At 45.2% G+C, this 16,076-nt stretch carries 15 protein-coding genes; 11 read left to right on the top strand and 4 right to left on the bottom strand.

Annotated features, from left to right (window positions below; genetic code table 11):
• Nucleotides 1–23 precede the first annotated feature (23 nt).
• From AC5FX4_RS17560 to AC5FX4_RS17550, 3 genes are all read right to left on the bottom strand, one after another.
• Complete coding sequence (locus AC5FX4_RS17560) at nucleotides 24–509, bottom strand: hypothetical protein (protein WP_493607604.1); 486 nt, start codon at nucleotides 507–509, stop codon at nucleotides 24–26.
• A 162-nt stretch (nucleotides 510–671) separates the two neighbouring features.
• The gene (locus tag AC5FX4_RS17555; protein WP_493607603.1) at nucleotides 672–1,001 is read right to left on the bottom strand and encodes a hypothetical protein; all 330 of its coding nucleotides are present in this window, start codon (nucleotides 999–1,001) and stop codon (nucleotides 672–674) included.
• Between the two features lie 477 nt (nucleotides 1,002–1,478).
• Nucleotides 1,479–2,225 (bottom strand): hypothetical protein, encoded by a 747-nt coding sequence (locus AC5FX4_RS17550; RefSeq protein WP_493607602.1) that lies wholly within the window; start codon nucleotides 2,223–2,225, stop codon nucleotides 1,479–1,481.
• A gap of 183 nt (nucleotides 2,226–2,408) precedes the next feature.
• Between AC5FX4_RS17550 and AC5FX4_RS17545 the strand changes: the two genes are divergently transcribed.
• Nucleotides 2,409–2,825 (top strand): contractile injection system spike tip protein, encoded by a 417-nt coding sequence (locus tag AC5FX4_RS17545; protein WP_493607601.1) that lies wholly within the window; start codon nucleotides 2,409–2,411, stop codon nucleotides 2,823–2,825.
• Nucleotides 2,826–2,955: 130 nt separating this feature from the next.
• Here the strand turns inward: AC5FX4_RS17545 and AC5FX4_RS17540 are convergent, their stop codons facing one another.
• Complete coding sequence (locus tag AC5FX4_RS17540) at nucleotides 2,956–3,705, bottom strand: substrate-binding periplasmic protein (RefSeq protein ID WP_493607600.1); 750 nt, start codon at nucleotides 3,703–3,705, stop codon at nucleotides 2,956–2,958.
• A 15-nt stretch (nucleotides 3,706–3,720) separates the two neighbouring features.
• On the opposite strand from AC5FX4_RS17540, the gene AC5FX4_RS17535 reads away from it, so the two are divergent.
• From AC5FX4_RS17535 to AC5FX4_RS17490, 10 genes are all read left to right on the top strand, one after another.
• Nucleotides 3,721–4,119 carry a 3TM-type holin gene (locus AC5FX4_RS17535; protein ID WP_493607599.1) on the top strand — a complete coding sequence of 133 codons (399 nt, stop codon included), beginning with the start codon at nucleotides 3,721–3,723 and terminating at the stop codon, nucleotides 4,117–4,119.
• Between the two features lie 285 nt (nucleotides 4,120–4,404).
• Nucleotides 4,405–5,832, top strand: a complete 1,428-nt coding sequence (locus AC5FX4_RS17530; protein WP_493607598.1) for a phage tail sheath family protein — start codon at nucleotides 4,405–4,407, stop codon at nucleotides 5,830–5,832.
• 134 nt (nucleotides 5,833–5,966) lie between these two features.
• On the top strand, nucleotides 5,967–6,413 hold the full coding sequence (locus tag AC5FX4_RS17525; protein WP_138597422.1) for a phage tail protein: 447 nt from the start codon (nucleotides 5,967–5,969) through the stop codon (nucleotides 6,411–6,413).
• A 51-nt stretch (nucleotides 6,414–6,464) separates the two neighbouring features.
• Complete coding sequence (locus tag AC5FX4_RS17520; protein ID WP_476290621.1) at nucleotides 6,465–6,920, top strand: phage tail protein; 456 nt, start codon at nucleotides 6,465–6,467, stop codon at nucleotides 6,918–6,920.
• Between the two features lie 23 nt (nucleotides 6,921–6,943).
• On the top strand, nucleotides 6,944–7,144 hold the full coding sequence (locus AC5FX4_RS17515) for a hypothetical protein (protein WP_493607597.1): 201 nt from the start codon (nucleotides 6,944–6,946) through the stop codon (nucleotides 7,142–7,144).
• Between the two features lie 2 nt (nucleotides 7,145–7,146).
• The gene (locus AC5FX4_RS17510) at nucleotides 7,147–7,881 is read left to right on the top strand and encodes a CIS tube protein (RefSeq protein WP_493607596.1); all 735 of its coding nucleotides are present in this window, start codon (nucleotides 7,147–7,149) and stop codon (nucleotides 7,879–7,881) included.
• Nucleotide 7,882: 1 nt separating this feature from the next.
• Entirely contained in the window at nucleotides 7,883–9,505 is a 1,623-nt protein-coding gene (locus AC5FX4_RS17505; protein ID WP_493607595.1) for a phage baseplate assembly protein V, read from the top strand.
• A 30-nt stretch (nucleotides 9,506–9,535) separates the two neighbouring features.
• Entirely contained in the window at nucleotides 9,536–9,940 is a 405-nt protein-coding gene (locus AC5FX4_RS17500) for a GPW/gp25 family protein (protein ID WP_493607594.1), read from the top strand.
• An 88-nt stretch (nucleotides 9,941–10,028) separates the two neighbouring features.
• Nucleotides 10,029–13,226 carry a baseplate J/gp47 family protein gene (locus tag AC5FX4_RS17495; protein ID WP_493607593.1) on the top strand — a complete coding sequence of 1,066 codons (3,198 nt, stop codon included), beginning with the start codon at nucleotides 10,029–10,031 and terminating at the stop codon, nucleotides 13,224–13,226.
• 107 nt (nucleotides 13,227–13,333) lie between these two features.
• Nucleotides 13,334–16,066 (top strand): baseplate wedge protein, encoded by a 2,733-nt coding sequence (locus AC5FX4_RS17490; RefSeq protein WP_493607592.1) that lies wholly within the window; start codon nucleotides 13,334–13,336, stop codon nucleotides 16,064–16,066.
• Nucleotides 16,067–16,076 lie beyond the last annotated feature (10 nt).

The raw sequence follows: 16,076 nt of genomic DNA, 5'->3' as shown, positions 1-16,076 counted from the left end.
CTGTCTTTTAATATATCGGCAGGCTACTTGCCTTTGCCGTTTGATTTTTTACCACACTCACTTTCGCCAGCGGCTTCGGTTAGGGCGTCACCTTCTTCTTCGATGAGCAAGCCATTTGCAACTTCAATATTTTTGGCATGGGCTACACAACTGACATACTGGCCATGGTTTTTCCAAGGTAAATCAATAGTTGGGCCTGCACAATTACACGCATTAGCAACGTTTTGGGCACCAGAGCAGCCATTTTCATCAATGAGTGCGCCAGCAGGTGTATCGTTACACATGTCGTCGTCATCTAACACGCCGTCACCATCGCTATCAACAACAGGCGCATCGCTAGGGTCGTTAGGATTAGAGCCAGCATCCACTTCTTCGCCATCACTAAAACCATCGCCATCGCTGTCAGGATTGTTTGGATCGGTTTGTGTGAGTATTTCTTCAGGGTCTGTCAGGCCATCACCATCTGAGTCAGGGAATGATGTGCCTGTGTTTGTTTCTAAACGGAACATACCGCCAGCTAAACCGCCGCCATCAAAAATTAAAAATTCGAGTGTGTGATTGCCATTGAGCGATACAGGGTAGGTTATGTTGTTAGCATTCCAATAGGCTGATTGATAGCCAACGAGCTTGCCGTCTATGTATACCCATGAGCAGTTATCAGCCAGTAGCTTTCAAACAAACTCACCCTGACCTGAAACATCAACGGCATATTTAGTCCAGTTTTGGCCAGAAGGACCTTGTGAACTGATATTCGACCACGCATTTATCCAACTTGCAAAATAGCCGACAGATCCTTGCCATGGATGCGCAAAGTATCCAAATGAATAGGCTGGATGTGGATTTTGCCAATTCGCATCAAGCCCAACATCTGGCACAACACTACACGCACTCACCCAATTACTATAGGCTGGGTTAGGAAACATCACGTCCCATGCGGTTACGCTTGAATCACTGGTATAAACGGTGTTAGCAAAAGCGGTAGAGGAAATACAAGCAGCCAAGGCAGTGGCTGTGCAGATTTTTTTGGTCAGGTTTTTCGTAGTGTCACCTACACTAAATTGTCTATAACTAGCTACATCTCCTTGATTGTTGTGTAAGGTGATTTACTCAACTGGCAATGGTCTCTTTGAATGTCAAATCTTACGTACCCCCGAGAAGTTTAAAGTTAGTTTTATTGTGCCGATATTTCAAATTATCAAATGCAAAACCACGCCTTATAACTAATAAAAAATCACTACATAATAACAAGGGATGGGGACAGGGTTCTTAATATCAAAAATGGTTTTAAGTTTATAAAAATCAAATTCTTATGATTTTTATTGCTTGTTTTGGTGTTATAAATTGCCTTTCAAGACATGAGGTTATTCGTTTATAAATACCAAGGCAGACAAAAAATAGCGATAGGCGTGCTTCAAATGGGTTGTGCTTGTTGCTTTTTAACACGAGCCTGATTAGATCAGACTCGCTTGCTATAGTGATTAAAACACTTCCACAGCATATTCGCGACGCTGTTCTTGTTCATTAATATGCCAAATCTCAACGGCGCGCGTGGTGCCACCCGTACTTTTACAAATTAACTCACTCACAAGTACCTTGGCACGCGCATCATATTTAGCTTCGCCAGTCACAGAGAAAGCATCGCTCTGCAATCCAAATTTATGGCGCTCACTTAACAGCTCAGGTGCTTGACCCACTAACGTCGCTGAACGGCAATAGCCATTTGGCTCATTGGTCGTAAGGTTGAGCTGTGCGTTATAGGTTACATCTTGAAAGTAACCTGGATTGCGTCCGTCGGAGTCAATCCAATTTGCGACATCAAGTTGACTGTTAAAAATCACTTTTGGTGCTGCAGCAAGTTTATGTCTTAAGGTTTGACGATTGCCCAGCTCATCGGTGCATGTCGCTTCAACATATTTCTCTTTATGTTCGTGCCCTTCGGGAATAGTGCCCGACAAGATCTGAAAATTAGCCGAGAGCAACGTGATCAGTGCATCGGTGTTTTGGTCGTAAACTGCGGCGCTTTGGCAAGGCGCTCGGTTTGTATAATGTGGCGTGTAAATGCGCACGTCATAAGCTGAACTTGATTGCGTCACCATCGCTTCCACTGGTGCGTTATAAAAGGTCGTTACACGACCTGCGTTAGTGTCAGTATCATAAACGATGTGTGACGCGGCTGCGTTGTAACTTACAAATCCTAATGCAAGCACAAGTGCGAGTTTTTTCATTGTCATTTCCTTGTTTTATAAAGTAATTGAGTGTAAATCTCGTGCCTACATTAAGACGAAAATTGTTCCGTTTAAAGTGAATTATTTGAGATGAAAATTAATATACTGGCGCTTGTTTTTCACATTTTTAGGCATTAAGCGTCTAACCAATAACAGCTCGATTTTTACAAATTAAGGATAAACATGCCGCTTGTATGTGTTGATGGTGCGGCCATTAAAATTACCGTTAATGGCGCACAGCAGTTGGTAAAAACCAGTGACAAAATTGCTTCGGCAACAAAAAATAAGTTGTCTCAAGGGAGTAAAGCTGTGCTGGTGGAAGATGATGTCAAACAGTGGTTACAAACATTTCAATCTAACTATGATAATGCCGCGTTTAAAGGGGGGATCGCTATGGGCAAAGCGATTTCAGGCAAACCTAACTTAACGGTTAAGGGCAAGTCTAAGACGGGGTTAGTAACAAAAGATACCAAAATAATGGCGTTGTTACAGGTATCTAAGCCCGCGCAAAATCCGCAAGGCGTGCCAGATCCCGCGCCCATGATCAATGTCAGCATTGAGTTCACTGATGCGGGGCAAACAAAGTTAACCGTTGCTTAAGTGTGGTGAGTTAAGGAGCCGTGCTAAAGGCCTCTTTGAAGCGATTCTCTTCAATGTAAGTTGACAAAATTTCATTGTATTCGCCGCTTTCTTGAATTTTAGCAAGGCCAAGGTTAAAGCGCGTGATGATCTACTGCGCATTGGGGTGCTCTTTACTCACCCCTATGTGTAGTGGCCATCGAATAATGGCAGGAAAGTACGCTTTTAATTGATTCAATTCAGGGTGTTTTGAGCGTTCATACTCAAAGGCGAGATAGTCGGCAATGGCCAGTTCAGCCCTGCCTTTGATCACTAATTCTAAGCAGGTATGCAGGTTGAGTACATCGGTAATGGTTAACTCATCAATACCATCAAGTAATGTGTGGTAGCCGTATCCTCGTACGGTTGCAACACTTCTATAGCGCAAGCTTTCAATGCCTTGATAATCGATGGGGTTAGTATTTTTACTAATTAGTACTAGCTCATTATGAAAGTAAGGGGCGCTGTAAAACATGCTTGCACGTCTTTGTTTGGTTGTCCAAAGTGCCGCGACTAAATCGATTTGGTTATTTTCAGCCATCATCATTATGCGACTGAAGGGCGCCGTTTTTAATTCAAACTCAATGTCTTGGGCACGAAAAGCCGCCGATACAAGGTCGTTGATTAGACCATGGCCGTTTTCTTTGATGTAGGGGGCCCAAGCATTGTGCCCACCAGTCAGCTTGGTTATTTCAGGCTGCGCTTGAATAGAAGTAAAAAAGAGTAAAAGAACAAGGTAGATGAGCCGTATTGTCATAAATACACCTGCCAACAGCCGCTTATTACTGAGTTTAGACCAAACACGTAAATTTACTGTACTGACGGTGTGTGGCTTAAGTTTACCGTCGCTATTCACAATCATAGATAGGAGATGCTCATGGGATTATTGTCAGCGTTATTTACATCAAACGCACAAGCCCCTGTTGCTGCAATAGGTTCTTTGCTTGACGAGTTATTTACCAGTGATGAAGAAGCATTGAATTTGGAAATACTCAAGCAGCGGGTGGCACAACAACCCAATCTTGTGCAAAGCAAAATCAATCAAGTACAAGCGTCTCATCGTAGTTTATGGGTGGCAGGTGCACGGCCATTTTTAATGTGGGTATGTGGGCTGGGGTTTTTATTTGCTTTTGTGGCAAACCCGATTTTGCAGTGGTTGTGGCCTGGAGTTGGGACACCTCAACTGCCCCTTGATGCCATGATGGAATTGACACTAGCCATGTTAGGGCTAGCCGGTTTGCGCACGGTAGAAAAGCTTCAAGGTGTTGCGCGATAAGCGCATGAATATCATTCATCTCAGGTAGTTTTAAATTTTATTTTCACACATCTCACATTCCATCGTCTTCTTTGCACAAATTAAAAAATTCAACATCAGTTGTGACTGATGAGGCGGAGCCGTGGGGCGACCCACACAGTCTTTTGAGTGCCAAGCAAGGCCCGCCAAACGTTTATCCATTTTTATTGGTGGGTAGGCCTTTATAAAAGACTTGCTTGGCACTCACTCCCAAATTCTTGCCGTTTCGGCTTTTAAGAATGCGTTCTATTAACTAAAGGAAATACTATGTCTCAATATAAAACCCCTGACGTCTACGTAAGAGAAAAATCAATTCTACCGCCGTCAGTTGCTGAAGTGGCTACGGCTATCCCAGCGTTTATTGGTCACACCACAAAGCTGAACGAAGCCGGTGATGCAGCCAACTTCTTAAACATGCCGGTACGTATCACTAGCATGGTTGAGTTTGAAGCAAACTTTGGTGGCCCTTACCAAGAAAGCTTTACTGTGCTTGTTAAAGACACAACCAACACTAGCTTCAAACTGGCGGACTCGACGCCTAATGCTCAATTCTTCTTGCATCAAGCTGTGAGCCACTTTTTTGCCAATGGCGGTGGTGCATGTTACGTGGTTTCTATTGGTACTGCAGGCACGAAGGCTGCAAAAGAAGCTTACACGGCTGCAATTGACCTATTAAATAAGGTTGATGAGGTGACACTTATTTCATCACCTGAAGCCATTGGCTTAGATGAAACGGGCCACTATGAAGTGCAAAACAAAGCACTTAAACACGCAGAAAAACGCATGGACCGCTTTGCGTTGGTGGATGTGCAAATGCAAGCAACGCCAGCTGGCACAACTGCAATTGCCCATGATTCAGCGCGTTTACGTGACAAAGTGACACAAGGCCTTAAGTATGGTGCATCTTATTATCCTTACTTAAAAACAACGATGGCGCGTAGTTACGATGAAGCGGCTGTCATGGTCACTTTGGTTGATTCAATTGATGAAGCAAGCAAAGAAGTGACTTACAAAGAAGTTGCACTGGCGACACTTGGAAGTGATACAGCGGACAACATGGACTACAACGCGCAAGTGTATAACGCGGTAAAAGCACAGCTTGCGAAAAACTACCTTGTGCTGCCACCATCACCAGCAATTGCCGGTGTAATGGCTAAAACGGACAAAGACCGTGGTGTTTGGAAAGCACCTGCGAACGTGGCGTTATCACAAGTGTTAGCACCAGTGTTGGCGATTGATAGCACAGAGCAAGAAAACCTCAACGTAGACGCTATTTCAGGTAAATCTATCAATGCGATCCGTACGTTCGTGGGTAAAGGCACGTTGGTATGGGGCGCACGTACGCTCGCTGGTAACGACAATGAATGGCGTTATGTATCTGTTCGTCGTTTATTCAACATGGTTGAAGAGTCCATCCAAAAAGCAACTCAGTTTGCGGTGTTTGAGCCAAACACTCCATTTACTTGGTTAAAGCTTAAAACCATGATTGAAAGCTACCTTGAAAACTTATGGCGTCAAGGTGCCTTCTTTGGTGAATCACCCGCGCAAGCGTTTTTCGTCAATGTGGGTCTTGGTCAAACTATGACTGAAGACGACATCAACAACGGCATTATGAATATTGAAATCGGTCTTGCGGCAGTGCGCCCGGCTGAGTTTATTGTGCTGACTTTCTCGCATAAGAGCCTAGAAGGCTAATGAACCCAACCAAGATTGGTTGAGGTACTGATTTATACGTTTCTCGGTTCTCTCAGCCAATCTTTCCTCTTGTTATTTTGACCTGAGTTGCCAAGCAACTTTGGTGTTAGAAATTTTTATTTTTTGGAGTTTTTATGGCTACTACAGCAGCAGACATCGCAGCAGAATATCCGATCCCGGTCTATCGTTTTGTCGTGAGCTTTGGTGAAGAGAGCATTCCGTTCTCAGAAGTATCAGGCTTAGATATCGGCGTTGAAACCATTACCTACAAAGATGGTTACGGCAAAAAGCACATGCCTGGACAACCAACGGATGTGAACATCACACTTAAGCGTGGTTTAGTGCGTCAAAAGAGTCAGTTCTACGATTGGATCTCATCTATCAGCCTTAACTTAGTTGATAAAAAAGACATCACGATTTCACTGACCAACGAAGACCGTTCGCAACCGTTAGTCACTTGGAAAGTGATCAATGCATTCCCTAAAAAGCTGACTGCACCAAGTATCAATGGTGGTTCAAATGAGGCAAGTGTTGAGTCATTAGAAATGATGGCAGACGACATTAAGATCGAATTCCATTAATTTTCTTTCTCCTTGTCTTGGGCACGTTTGTGCCCTTTTTTGGACATTATTATGATTCAAGAACTTACCACACCTATGGTGGGATATCGCTTTGCCGCTTTGATCACGTCGGCGGCGATACCTAACCCAATTGATATTTTCTTTAAAGAGATCAGTGGCCTAAAAGTTAATCGAACCATTGAATATGATGGTAATCGAGCAACGGTGGGCAGTAATAAACAAACACGCACCTTAACGTTTAAGCGTGGCGTGCTGCGCACTGGCAGCACATTAGAAATCACCAATTTCATTAGCTTGCCACAATGGAATCAGTTTGCCGTTCGTAACGACATTCTGATCACCTTATTGAATGACAACAATTTGCCAACCAAAGCTTGGCTCGTGACGCGTGCATTTATGGAGAGTTGGGAGTGGGATAGCTTAGACGCAACCCGCAATGATGTACTGATTGAATCCATCACGTTTAGTTATCAAAACCTAGTCACGGTGCCAATTCCTTTCACTTAATAACAACAGAACAAGGAGTGCCCATGGAAATTCAATGTGATGCCATTCGTATCAAAGCCAGTTTATCCGAGCAAGATGAGCCACAGGGTAACGATGCACAAGCGCAGCAGGCGGGTAATACAAGCGCCTCAGTGATTAATAACCAAGTTGCACAATTAGAAAAGTCACTCAAGCGCTACGTTGATAAACAGTTTCAGCAATTTACTAGACAAAAAAGGCCATAAAGATGATAGGTATTGGCGCAAATGCGGCTGGGTCTCCGCTATGTAAAGTGACCTTTTACAGCAAAGTTGAGCGTGGCTCAGGTAATCAACTTGCACAGCTGACTTTGCCGTATGACGCAAAGTCTTTGCAAACCAGTTATGCCAACGATATTCAAAAATCGCAAACCATTGGTGCCGAGAGTGGGGCAAGCCAATACCAAAAGTCTTCTCCCTCTAAACTCAATATCACTTTTTTGTTAGATGACACCATCATTGATTTGCCAACGGAGTTGATTGCCAAACTCAGTGGAGATATTGATACCGAAAAGCATATTCAAACGTTACTCAAGTATGGTACTGCGGTGCAAAGTGCAACGCACGAGCCTACCTATGTGACCATCCAGCCGCTTAATATGACACTCAACCATGGTCCAAGTGGCACTTTTGACGGCATGTTGTGCACCACCAAAGTAGAAACCGAGTTAGTGGATAACAAAGGTCGCCGCTTAAAAGCCAAAGTGCATTGTTGCGTGGTGGAATGTTTATCAGAAAAAGAGATCAAACTGAAGTCGGGTAAAAGCTCACCGGATTTGACCCATGTGATCCAGCATCAAGCGGGCGACTCCGTATTAATCCAAAGTGCCAAGATTTATGGCAATCAACAGTTTGTTCATCAAGTGGCTAAGGCCAATCGCTTAGCGTCTATTCGCAGTGCCGAAGTGGGGGCGTCGATCCTCTATCCACCGTTGGAGCGTTAACATGGACTTGCGATATACCATTACTGTTGACGGTACCAAGGTTAGCGACAAAATCGCGGTGCGCGAAGTGCGGGTAAAAAATGGCGTTAACCAAATTTCACAACTGTGTTTGCTGATTGAAGATGGCGACATGGCCAAAGAAACCTTCACCAAAGCAGATGAAGACTTATTCAAAATGGGCAAAGCCATTGAGGTCAAAGCGGGCTTTGGCGATGGCGAACAAACGCTCATTTATAGCGGCATTATTACCGCGCAAGGTATTGGCTACGAACGTCAGCCTTTTTTGCGTATTGAAGCCAGAGCCGATGCTATCAAGCTTTGTCAAAATGCCATGAGCAAGCTGTATGACGAAAAGACCAAAGATGGCGACATACTCAGTGATCTATTGAAAACCTACGGTGCGGCGGCGGGGACCATTGCTGCGAGTAACATTGAGCATCAGCAATTTTTGGTGGTGGATGAACAGCCTTGGTCAGTGTTTATGCGCCGCTTACTGTGTAATGGTTTTGCGTTTTTTAATGATGGTAAAAATCAGGTGGTGGATTTAGCTAAGCATACCCCTACCGCCCACGAATTTAATGTGGCAATGGATGGTTGCGTTGAGTTTGAATTACACTGTGATGTCACCGCTCATCTTAAAAAATTGCAATACAGTAGTTGGGACATCAAAGAGCAAAAACTCAATGATAATGCAGATCCTGTCGCGCCAGCGGCCAAATTTAAAAGTCATGCAGATGCCGATACAGCGCTTGCGATCCCCGACACCTTACGCTTAGCACAAGCACCGATAGATAAATTAGAACTCGCAGCCAAAGCCAGCGCCGAGCAATATTATCGTATGCTCGATATGTACCAAGGATCTGTGCGTGTTGACATGTCAGCGACGAAAGCCCCCACTAAAGTTAAGCTTTTGGATGCGTTAACTTTGTCTGGCGTTGGCAAGCAATATGCGGGCGATTATGTGGTGGGGGAAGTGCATCATCACTTATCCAGTGATGGTTGGTTTTGTGACTTTATATTTGGTGTACCGCTGACGTTAAGCCTCTACTCACAATACGCTAACACACCCAACACGCCTATGTTGGTTGGCAAAGTCGCCGCGTTTAAAGCCGACGCGCAAGCTTTGCATCGTATTCCCGTTTTGCTACCCAGTGCCAGTGGTGATAAACCGCTTTGGGCTCGACTTGCCAGCCCATTTGCGGGCACGGAAGAGGGGTTATTTTTACCTCCAGACCTCGATACGGAAGTGTTGGTGGGCTTTATGGGTGGTGATAGTCGACATCCCGTTATTTTAGGCGCTTGCCACAATCCCAAAGCCAAGCCGCCATTTGAATATGACGATAAAAATGAGCAGCGCGGCTTGTTCTTTAAAGAGCAAGCATTGGCGTTGCAATTTACCCTCAAAGAGCCGCTACTCACGCTACAAGCCAGTGCCGATCACACGGTGAAGTTTGACGCAAAAGAAGGCTTCAAACTGACGCAAAAAGACATGACTTCTATCGTAGCAGGGGCCGCTTTAGCTATTGAAAGTAAAGACAAACTCACTATTGATGCCGCTGCTGCGGTGAGTGTCACAACGTCAGACAGCATTACCCTTGAAGGTAAAGGCGTCGATGTGAAATAGCCTCCATTGAGGCCAAAACAAGGAGCAACTATGTTAGAACAAGCATTTTTAGGCACCGGCTGGGGCTTCCCTGTACGCTTTCGAAGTGCCAGTAGTGGGCCTGTAATGGATAGCGGTGAAACGTTGTTAAAGCAGGCTATTCACTTAACCTTAAATACCTTGGTGGGGGAGCGACCGCTTTGGCCCGAGATGGGTTCTGGCCTTTCCAGTTACTCGTTTGCCGATGCTAATGAACAAAGTTTGGCGCAGCTTAGACAGGAAATTGCCACGGTGCTGCTCAATCATGAGCCGCGTATCATTTTGGAGTCTATCGACTTTGATAGCAGTGAACTGTATGACGGTGTGTTGTTGATCCAACTTAATTATTTGATTCGACAAACCAACAGCCGTAGCAACATGGTTTTCCCATTCTATTTAACCGAGCAATCGCTTTAACGCACGCACAACAATCTATTCGCACTTTGTGAGCAGCTAACAGCTTGGTTTGCTCAATTTAAACCTTTTTATTGATCAAGGTATTCTCATGACTGTGAAGTCTAACAACACAACCACCTTGGCGGCGCTCAATGCCGTCAATCCAAGTGAAGTGGGGCGTAGTCAGCTTGGACGACAGATAAAAGCGCTGTCGCGCTCATTTTTTAATATCGAACCGCGTACGGTAGAGGCTTGGCTTAGGTATTTATCAACATTGGCTAAGCAGACTAACTACATTGATGACCGCACATTGAGCGTCAATGGTTCTTGGGAAAACGCATTGCCGGAGCCAGAAAAACTGGCTGGGCTTGCCAAGTTGCTTGAGCAAGGCGAGGCTGATGCGCAGATCAAAACGTTAGCTGCTCGCCCTGATATGGCGATGTTGCTCACCTTTATTGATTTGCTACAGCACAGTAATACGCAGTTCAATCAATTTGTGTCTCGCCATTTAGAGCACTTTTATGCTCAAGTGCTGCGTTTTGAGCCGCTACCAGCCACGCCAGATAGCGCCCATTTGGTTGTGTCTTTAAACGATGCCAATGCTGTTACTTTACCCGCAGGCACTGAGTTTGATGGTGGTAAAGACAGCGATGGTACACCGCTTATTTATAGCACCAATGAAGTAGTGACCATCAACAAAGCACAAGTTGATTACGTAGCCACGGTCAATAAAGTTAAAACGGTGAATAACGCTGAACTTCCTGACGCGATTACGTTGCAGCATCAAGTGCTATTAGATTCAGTGCAGGGCGTGCTACTTGAGCAAAGTGAGCCGACCTTTGGACAGAATGTGTTAGGAAACAGTGCCAATGTCGACGTGGGATTTAAAATAGCCTCGCAAGATCTGTTTTTAAGTGGCGGCACGCGCAGCATTACGCTTAATTTTGGCGACCAAGCAGAGCTGTCAAACTGGTTATCTTGGTTTGATTTTTACATTACCACCAGTGAAGGGCTTATTGCCATAGATAGCGCCAACTTGAGTGTGATAGGGCAACAGCTGTCACTCAGTTTTGATGGGCTATTTCCGGCTATCACTGCATTGCCAACCGCCCCAATAGGTGCCGATAAGGCCTTACCGTTTATTGCCTTGGTACTCAAAAGTGACTATTACCAGTTGCTATACAGTGATGACTCGAGTGTTTATGAGCGCATGAATAAGTTTATGGTGACGCAGGTAAGTATCACCACGCATGTCGCTGGATTGAGCGGACTGGTCGCCAACAATGGCGAAGTAGATTTAGATACCAGTAAACCGTTTGAGCCATTTGGGTTGTCACCTAGACTGGCTGCAAAGGTGCACTTTACGCACCCAGAATTGGTGACTAAAAACATCGTCAATGCCAGTATTGAGTTTATTTGGCTCGATAGGCCACAGAGCTTTGATACTTATTATCGCGCGTATAGTTACTACTTCAGTGAGCAAAATGGCACAGAGGCCGGTTATTTTGATAAAAGCGCCGTGTGTGCAAATGAGGAATCATGTGATGGCATTGTATTGAGCACAGACAAGCTATTTAGCAATGATTGCAACTGCTTAGTGTGGCCAGACAGCACCATTAATATCTCCCGCTCAGACGCGGTTGGTAACCTGCAAAGCGATGTCGCGCTATTTTACAATGACAATGATGATACGTTGCCTGCGCCACATAACAACGTAGCGACCAACACCTTGACCTTCTTGCAAAATGACAACAACGCATTAAGAGATTTTCAACTGCTGCCGTTTGATGAACCGAGTGCGACTAAGTGGCCCAAATGGTACTCGCTTGAGTTATCACAGCAAGATTTTGCTCATAAAGATTACACTAAAGTCATCGAATACTTTGCCTATAAAAATGCAACCTCAGACACTCCAGTGTTGGTGAATCAGCCTTATACACCCACTTTGGATGCACTGCGCGTGCACTACCAAAGTGAAAGTATTACTTCACCTGCACTGATGGTCGGTAACCCAATTTTCATTGAGCATATTGCCCCAGTAGGCCGCCCGACTGAACAGTTTACCCAGCAAAGTTTATTGTCTTTATTGCCACGTATGGAGGAGTTTGGTTACCTCTATGTGGCGATTAATCAAGTCACCACCCCGGGCCAAGTACGCATGTATTATCAGGTTGATCCGGTAGATGGCTATAACATGGGTAACAATCCCGTGTTTGTGTGGGAGTACTACAACGCCGGACAGTGGCACCGTTTTAAACGAGAAGAGTCACAAGGCCAAGCAGGTGAGGGGCGTATTCTCAGTGATAGCACCTATGACTTGCTGGATTCCGGGTTGGTGGTGTTTTACTTGCCAGAACTGACACAAAGCAATTCGTTCAATCACGATGGTAAATTGTGGTTACGCGCTAAGGTCAATCATGCTCGTCTAGAAACGCCAACAAGCATGACCAGCATGGCCCCCGTGTACTCCAAACTCAAAGGTATTTTCACGCAAGGCCTTAAAGTGACTCTGAGTAGTCAAGGCAATGCCCCTTCTCACTTTGCGCAACCACTGCCTAGTGAGTCTATTGCCAAGTTGGTATTACCGAATCCAAAAGTTGATAAAGTGATTCAGCCGTTTGCCTCATTCGGCGCCAAAGTGGCGGAAACCACCGAGCAATTTGATCGTCGTATTAGCGAGCGCTTGAACCATCGTCAACGTTTACTCAGTGCATGGGACTATGAGCATTTTATATTGCAAACTTTCCCGCAGTTACATTCGGTGCGCCCCGTGGTCACCGAGTTGGGTTTAAGCATGGTTGTGGTGCCGCTCAATCATGATGCGTCGGTACTGCAACCTAAAGTGCCCCGTTATTTGAAGCGACAAATTCGAGAGCAGGTGAATGCGCTGTCTGTGCCGAACCTCACTGTAGAGGTTGACGACCCCAATTATGTGGAAGTGCAGCTTGAGCTAATTGTGAAAATTGACCCGCTCTACGATATTCAAAGCACCGTGATTGAGCTCAATGATATGGTGGTGGATGCGCTCACGCCATGGAATAAATTGGATAAACCACTCGAACGCACGATTTATTTGGCATCCATTGCGCAGGTATTAGAAACCCACCCAGCGGTGGATATGATCCAAGTGATCAGAGCGGTGAAAGCAGGCCAAACGCAAAAGCACTACAGCGTGATCAGTGCCGATAACCCGCATGATATTTTGGTACCCGCTCGTAACCACAAAATCGCACTCGCCAATACCCTCGGAGATGTATTCGAAGGTATAGGAAAATGGGAAATTGAACTGGACTTTATCGTTCAGTAACACCTCGTCAATAAACAAAACCCGCCGCAAAAATTCTGTGAAAAACTTTTCACGGTTTTTGCGCGCGCACGTCTTGTTGTTATTCAGACCATTTATTCAGGAAAGTTATGGACAATCAAGCTCTGCAGATAGTCAATCAGGCCCCGAGCAATATCGGGCAAGATTTGGCGAAACTTCGTCAGCAAGGCATCGCTAGGATACAGCAATTTGCACCTAACACTTGGACCGATCATAACCGTTTTGACCCCGGTGTGACCTTGTTGGAAGTGTTGGTGTATGTGCTGTCTGATCTCAGTTATAAATTGGATTACTCGGTCCCTGAGCTGCTTGCGCAAGCAGATACAGGGGGCAGTGTAAAATTCTATGAACCCGAACAAGTGTTATTTAGCCATTGTGTAACAGAGGATGATTATCGACGCCTTGTTCTTGATTTGCTCGACGTTAAAAATGTACATGTCACCACCCGTCAAAGCGTGGATGCAACTACCAATATCATTGACTTTAATGTGCTCCTTTACGCGCCCGATGAAAGCAAAAAAATGGCCGTGACGGAGCAACTAAACCGTGCTTTTGCACAAGCTCGCTGTGTTAACCATACCCTTGGCAACGTCGTATTTTATGACGTCAGCAAGGTGAATGTAGGCATGACGTTATCGCTCAAAAATGTGGATAACTTAGTTGCGCTCCTCGTTGAAATTTACACCCTGATTGGTCGTGAGATCTCACCGGATATTCCCAAGTATTCGGCTGAGCAACTACTGCAAAGGGGCCTTAGCATAGATGACATTTATCAAGGACCAAAACCTCAGTATGGGTTTGTACTGGATGAAGATTTACATAAGTCGGCTTACAGTGTGCGTTTATTCAGTTCCAATATTTTAAGTGTGCTGCATGAACATGAGCACATTGAGCAAGTGAATGCCTTTCACTTTGTCGCGGATCAAAACGGAAGTAATTACAACGCACAAGAGGGTTATGAGTTTTGGCAAATTCAATTTGGCAGTGACGACAATTCGCAAATCGTCAATATTGCAGAGCTTGGTTTTGATGAAGCTAACTTTTTTAATGAGTTAGCACTACTCATCGACGGCCAGCCCTATCAACTAACCGACGATGAAAAAGCTGCCATTCGTGCAGGCTTGCAAGGGCTTAAGCTACCGCCATCGCTGCCTGCAAACAGCATGCTGCCGCGCTATCAAAGTGGTGAATATTTAGGGCTCAGTGACTACCGCTCGTTGCAGCACGAATTGCCGCAGGTGTATGCCGTCACGGAACAAACCTTAGATGCGCGTATCGACAGCGAACAAAAAGCACAACTCCTTCAGTTCAAAGGTTATTTACAGCTATTCGACCAAATACTGGCGGATCAGCATAAACAACTGGATGTACTTCCCGATATTCTTTCTTTGCCACAAGCAAGCGTATTTGAAGGTTTAGGTAAGTTGCTAGATCGCATGCTTGCCAGTGAATCACTGAATGAAGAGCAAGTGAGCACATTCTGGCAGCAAGTCTGTGCTTTACCCCATACGCAATTGAGCCAAGCGCTAACCGGTATCAGCGGTATTGAACATCTGTTAGATACCGCTTCTTTGGCTTATTGGCAACGAGGTATGCAACTGAGTCTTGAAAGTGATTTTTCTATTGCGCAACTCACGCGACTGAATCAAAGCGCTCAGCATTTATTGGCGCGTTTTGCAGAACGAGCGGTAGATGGCAATTTACTGAAATACAAAGCGGTATTTGCGTTTTATGCACCGAGCTTAGAAGATGCGCGAGATCCAAACCCACAAGAGTCATTGCTAGAGCGTTTGGTGTTACTGCGTCAGTACATTGATAAATGTCGGTTGCTCAATGAGATTGGCATATTGGGTGAAAATCGCTGCCAAGGCTACGACTATCTGGCCAATGATATTGGGCAAAGCCAATGTAGCAGCATGGCAAAAGGCATCATGCGCCGACTCGGTTTATCGCATCCCGCTCATATGCCGTTAGCAATTCACAACCGTGAAAGCTTTTATCTGGTCGAAGGCAGCTTAGTTGAAGCGGGTATACAGCAAGGTGATGAATTGGACGCCGCACAGCGTATGCAACTTAGTCGCAGCCTGTACTTTGTGTTGCCCGATTGGACAACGCGCTTCGCCTCATTGGCGTTTCGTCAGTTTACTGAGCGCAAAATTCGAGAACAGACCCCTTTGCATATGCCCGTATATTGCTTGTGGCTTGATAGAGAAACCATGAGTTTATTTGAGCGTTTGTATTACGGTTGGTTGAACTATTTTTCTCAAACGCAAAAGGTACGTTTTACTGAGCCCAATGCGTCATTGTCTTCGGTGTTGCAGCAGTTAAGCAAAATTTTGGCCGAGTTTTTCACCTACCCACTGCCAATTGACCCAAACACGGGTCCAGCATGGCCATTGTCAACTGTGTTACTGGCGCATCAAGCCGGTCCTAACAATGAATGGGATGACGTGAAAGCGACCATGGTTGAGATACTCGACATGTATTGCACCGATGAGCCAGGCCATGAATTTGTTATAGAAGGTCAAACAAGTAGCGCAATTTACCAAAGCGTTGCCGCCAATATTACGCAGCATGTTGAACATTTTCCGAGTGGCTTTAGCGCCGATGATATTTTCTATCTCAGTGCTCAACATTATATCGACGAAATTTGCCGCCCCAGTATTTCGGACCATGTAGAGCGCTCACAAAGGCTGACGATTGGTTACACACCTTTGGCTTATTTAAGGCCGCTCTATCCGGTGTCTATTTCAACCATTAATCCCAGCACCGCTGCACAGTCCAAGTTTATCGTTGCCTACAGCAAGCCTAATCGTATTTAATCAAGGAATA

It is taken from the genome of Pseudoalteromonas sp. ATL1 (assembly GCF_058933015.1).
Note: the sequence above shows the minus strand (reverse complement) of the source record. Positions and strands in the feature narration are given on the sequence as shown.

Excerpts from the sequence above, each read along its gene's own strand:
- AC5FX4_RS17560 (WP_493607604.1), bottom strand. The coding sequence starts at position 509 with ATGTTCCGTTTAGAAACAAACACAGGCACATCATTCCCTGACTCAGAT.
- AC5FX4_RS17550 (WP_493607602.1), bottom strand. The coding sequence starts at position 2,225 with ATGAAAAAACTCGCACTTGTGCTTGCATTAGGATTTGTAAGTTACAAC.
- AC5FX4_RS17545 (WP_493607601.1), top strand. The coding sequence starts at position 2,409 with ATGCCGCTTGTATGTGTTGATGGTGCGGCCATTAAAATTACCGTTAAT.
- AC5FX4_RS17540 (WP_493607600.1), bottom strand. The coding sequence starts at position 3,705 with ATGATTGTGAATAGCGACGGTAAACTTAAGCCACACACCGTCAGTACA.
- AC5FX4_RS17535 (WP_493607599.1), top strand. The coding sequence starts at position 3,721 with ATGGGATTATTGTCAGCGTTATTTACATCAAACGCACAAGCCCCTGTT.
- AC5FX4_RS17530 (WP_493607598.1), top strand. The coding sequence starts at position 4,405 with ATGTCTCAATATAAAACCCCTGACGTCTACGTAAGAGAAAAATCAATT.
- AC5FX4_RS17525 (WP_138597422.1), top strand. The coding sequence starts at position 5,967 with ATGGCTACTACAGCAGCAGACATCGCAGCAGAATATCCGATCCCGGTC.
- AC5FX4_RS17520 (WP_476290621.1), top strand. The coding sequence starts at position 6,465 with ATGATTCAAGAACTTACCACACCTATGGTGGGATATCGCTTTGCCGCT.
- AC5FX4_RS17515 (WP_493607597.1), top strand. The coding sequence starts at position 6,944 with ATGGAAATTCAATGTGATGCCATTCGTATCAAAGCCAGTTTATCCGAG.
- AC5FX4_RS17510 (WP_493607596.1), top strand. The coding sequence starts at position 7,147 with ATGATAGGTATTGGCGCAAATGCGGCTGGGTCTCCGCTATGTAAAGTG.
- AC5FX4_RS17505 (WP_493607595.1), top strand. The coding sequence starts at position 7,883 with ATGGACTTGCGATATACCATTACTGTTGACGGTACCAAGGTTAGCGAC.
- AC5FX4_RS17500 (WP_493607594.1), top strand. The coding sequence starts at position 9,536 with ATGTTAGAACAAGCATTTTTAGGCACCGGCTGGGGCTTCCCTGTACGC.
- AC5FX4_RS17495 (WP_493607593.1), top strand. The coding sequence starts at position 10,029 with ATGACTGTGAAGTCTAACAACACAACCACCTTGGCGGCGCTCAATGCC.
- AC5FX4_RS17490 (WP_493607592.1), top strand. The coding sequence starts at position 13,334 with ATGGACAATCAAGCTCTGCAGATAGTCAATCAGGCCCCGAGCAATATC.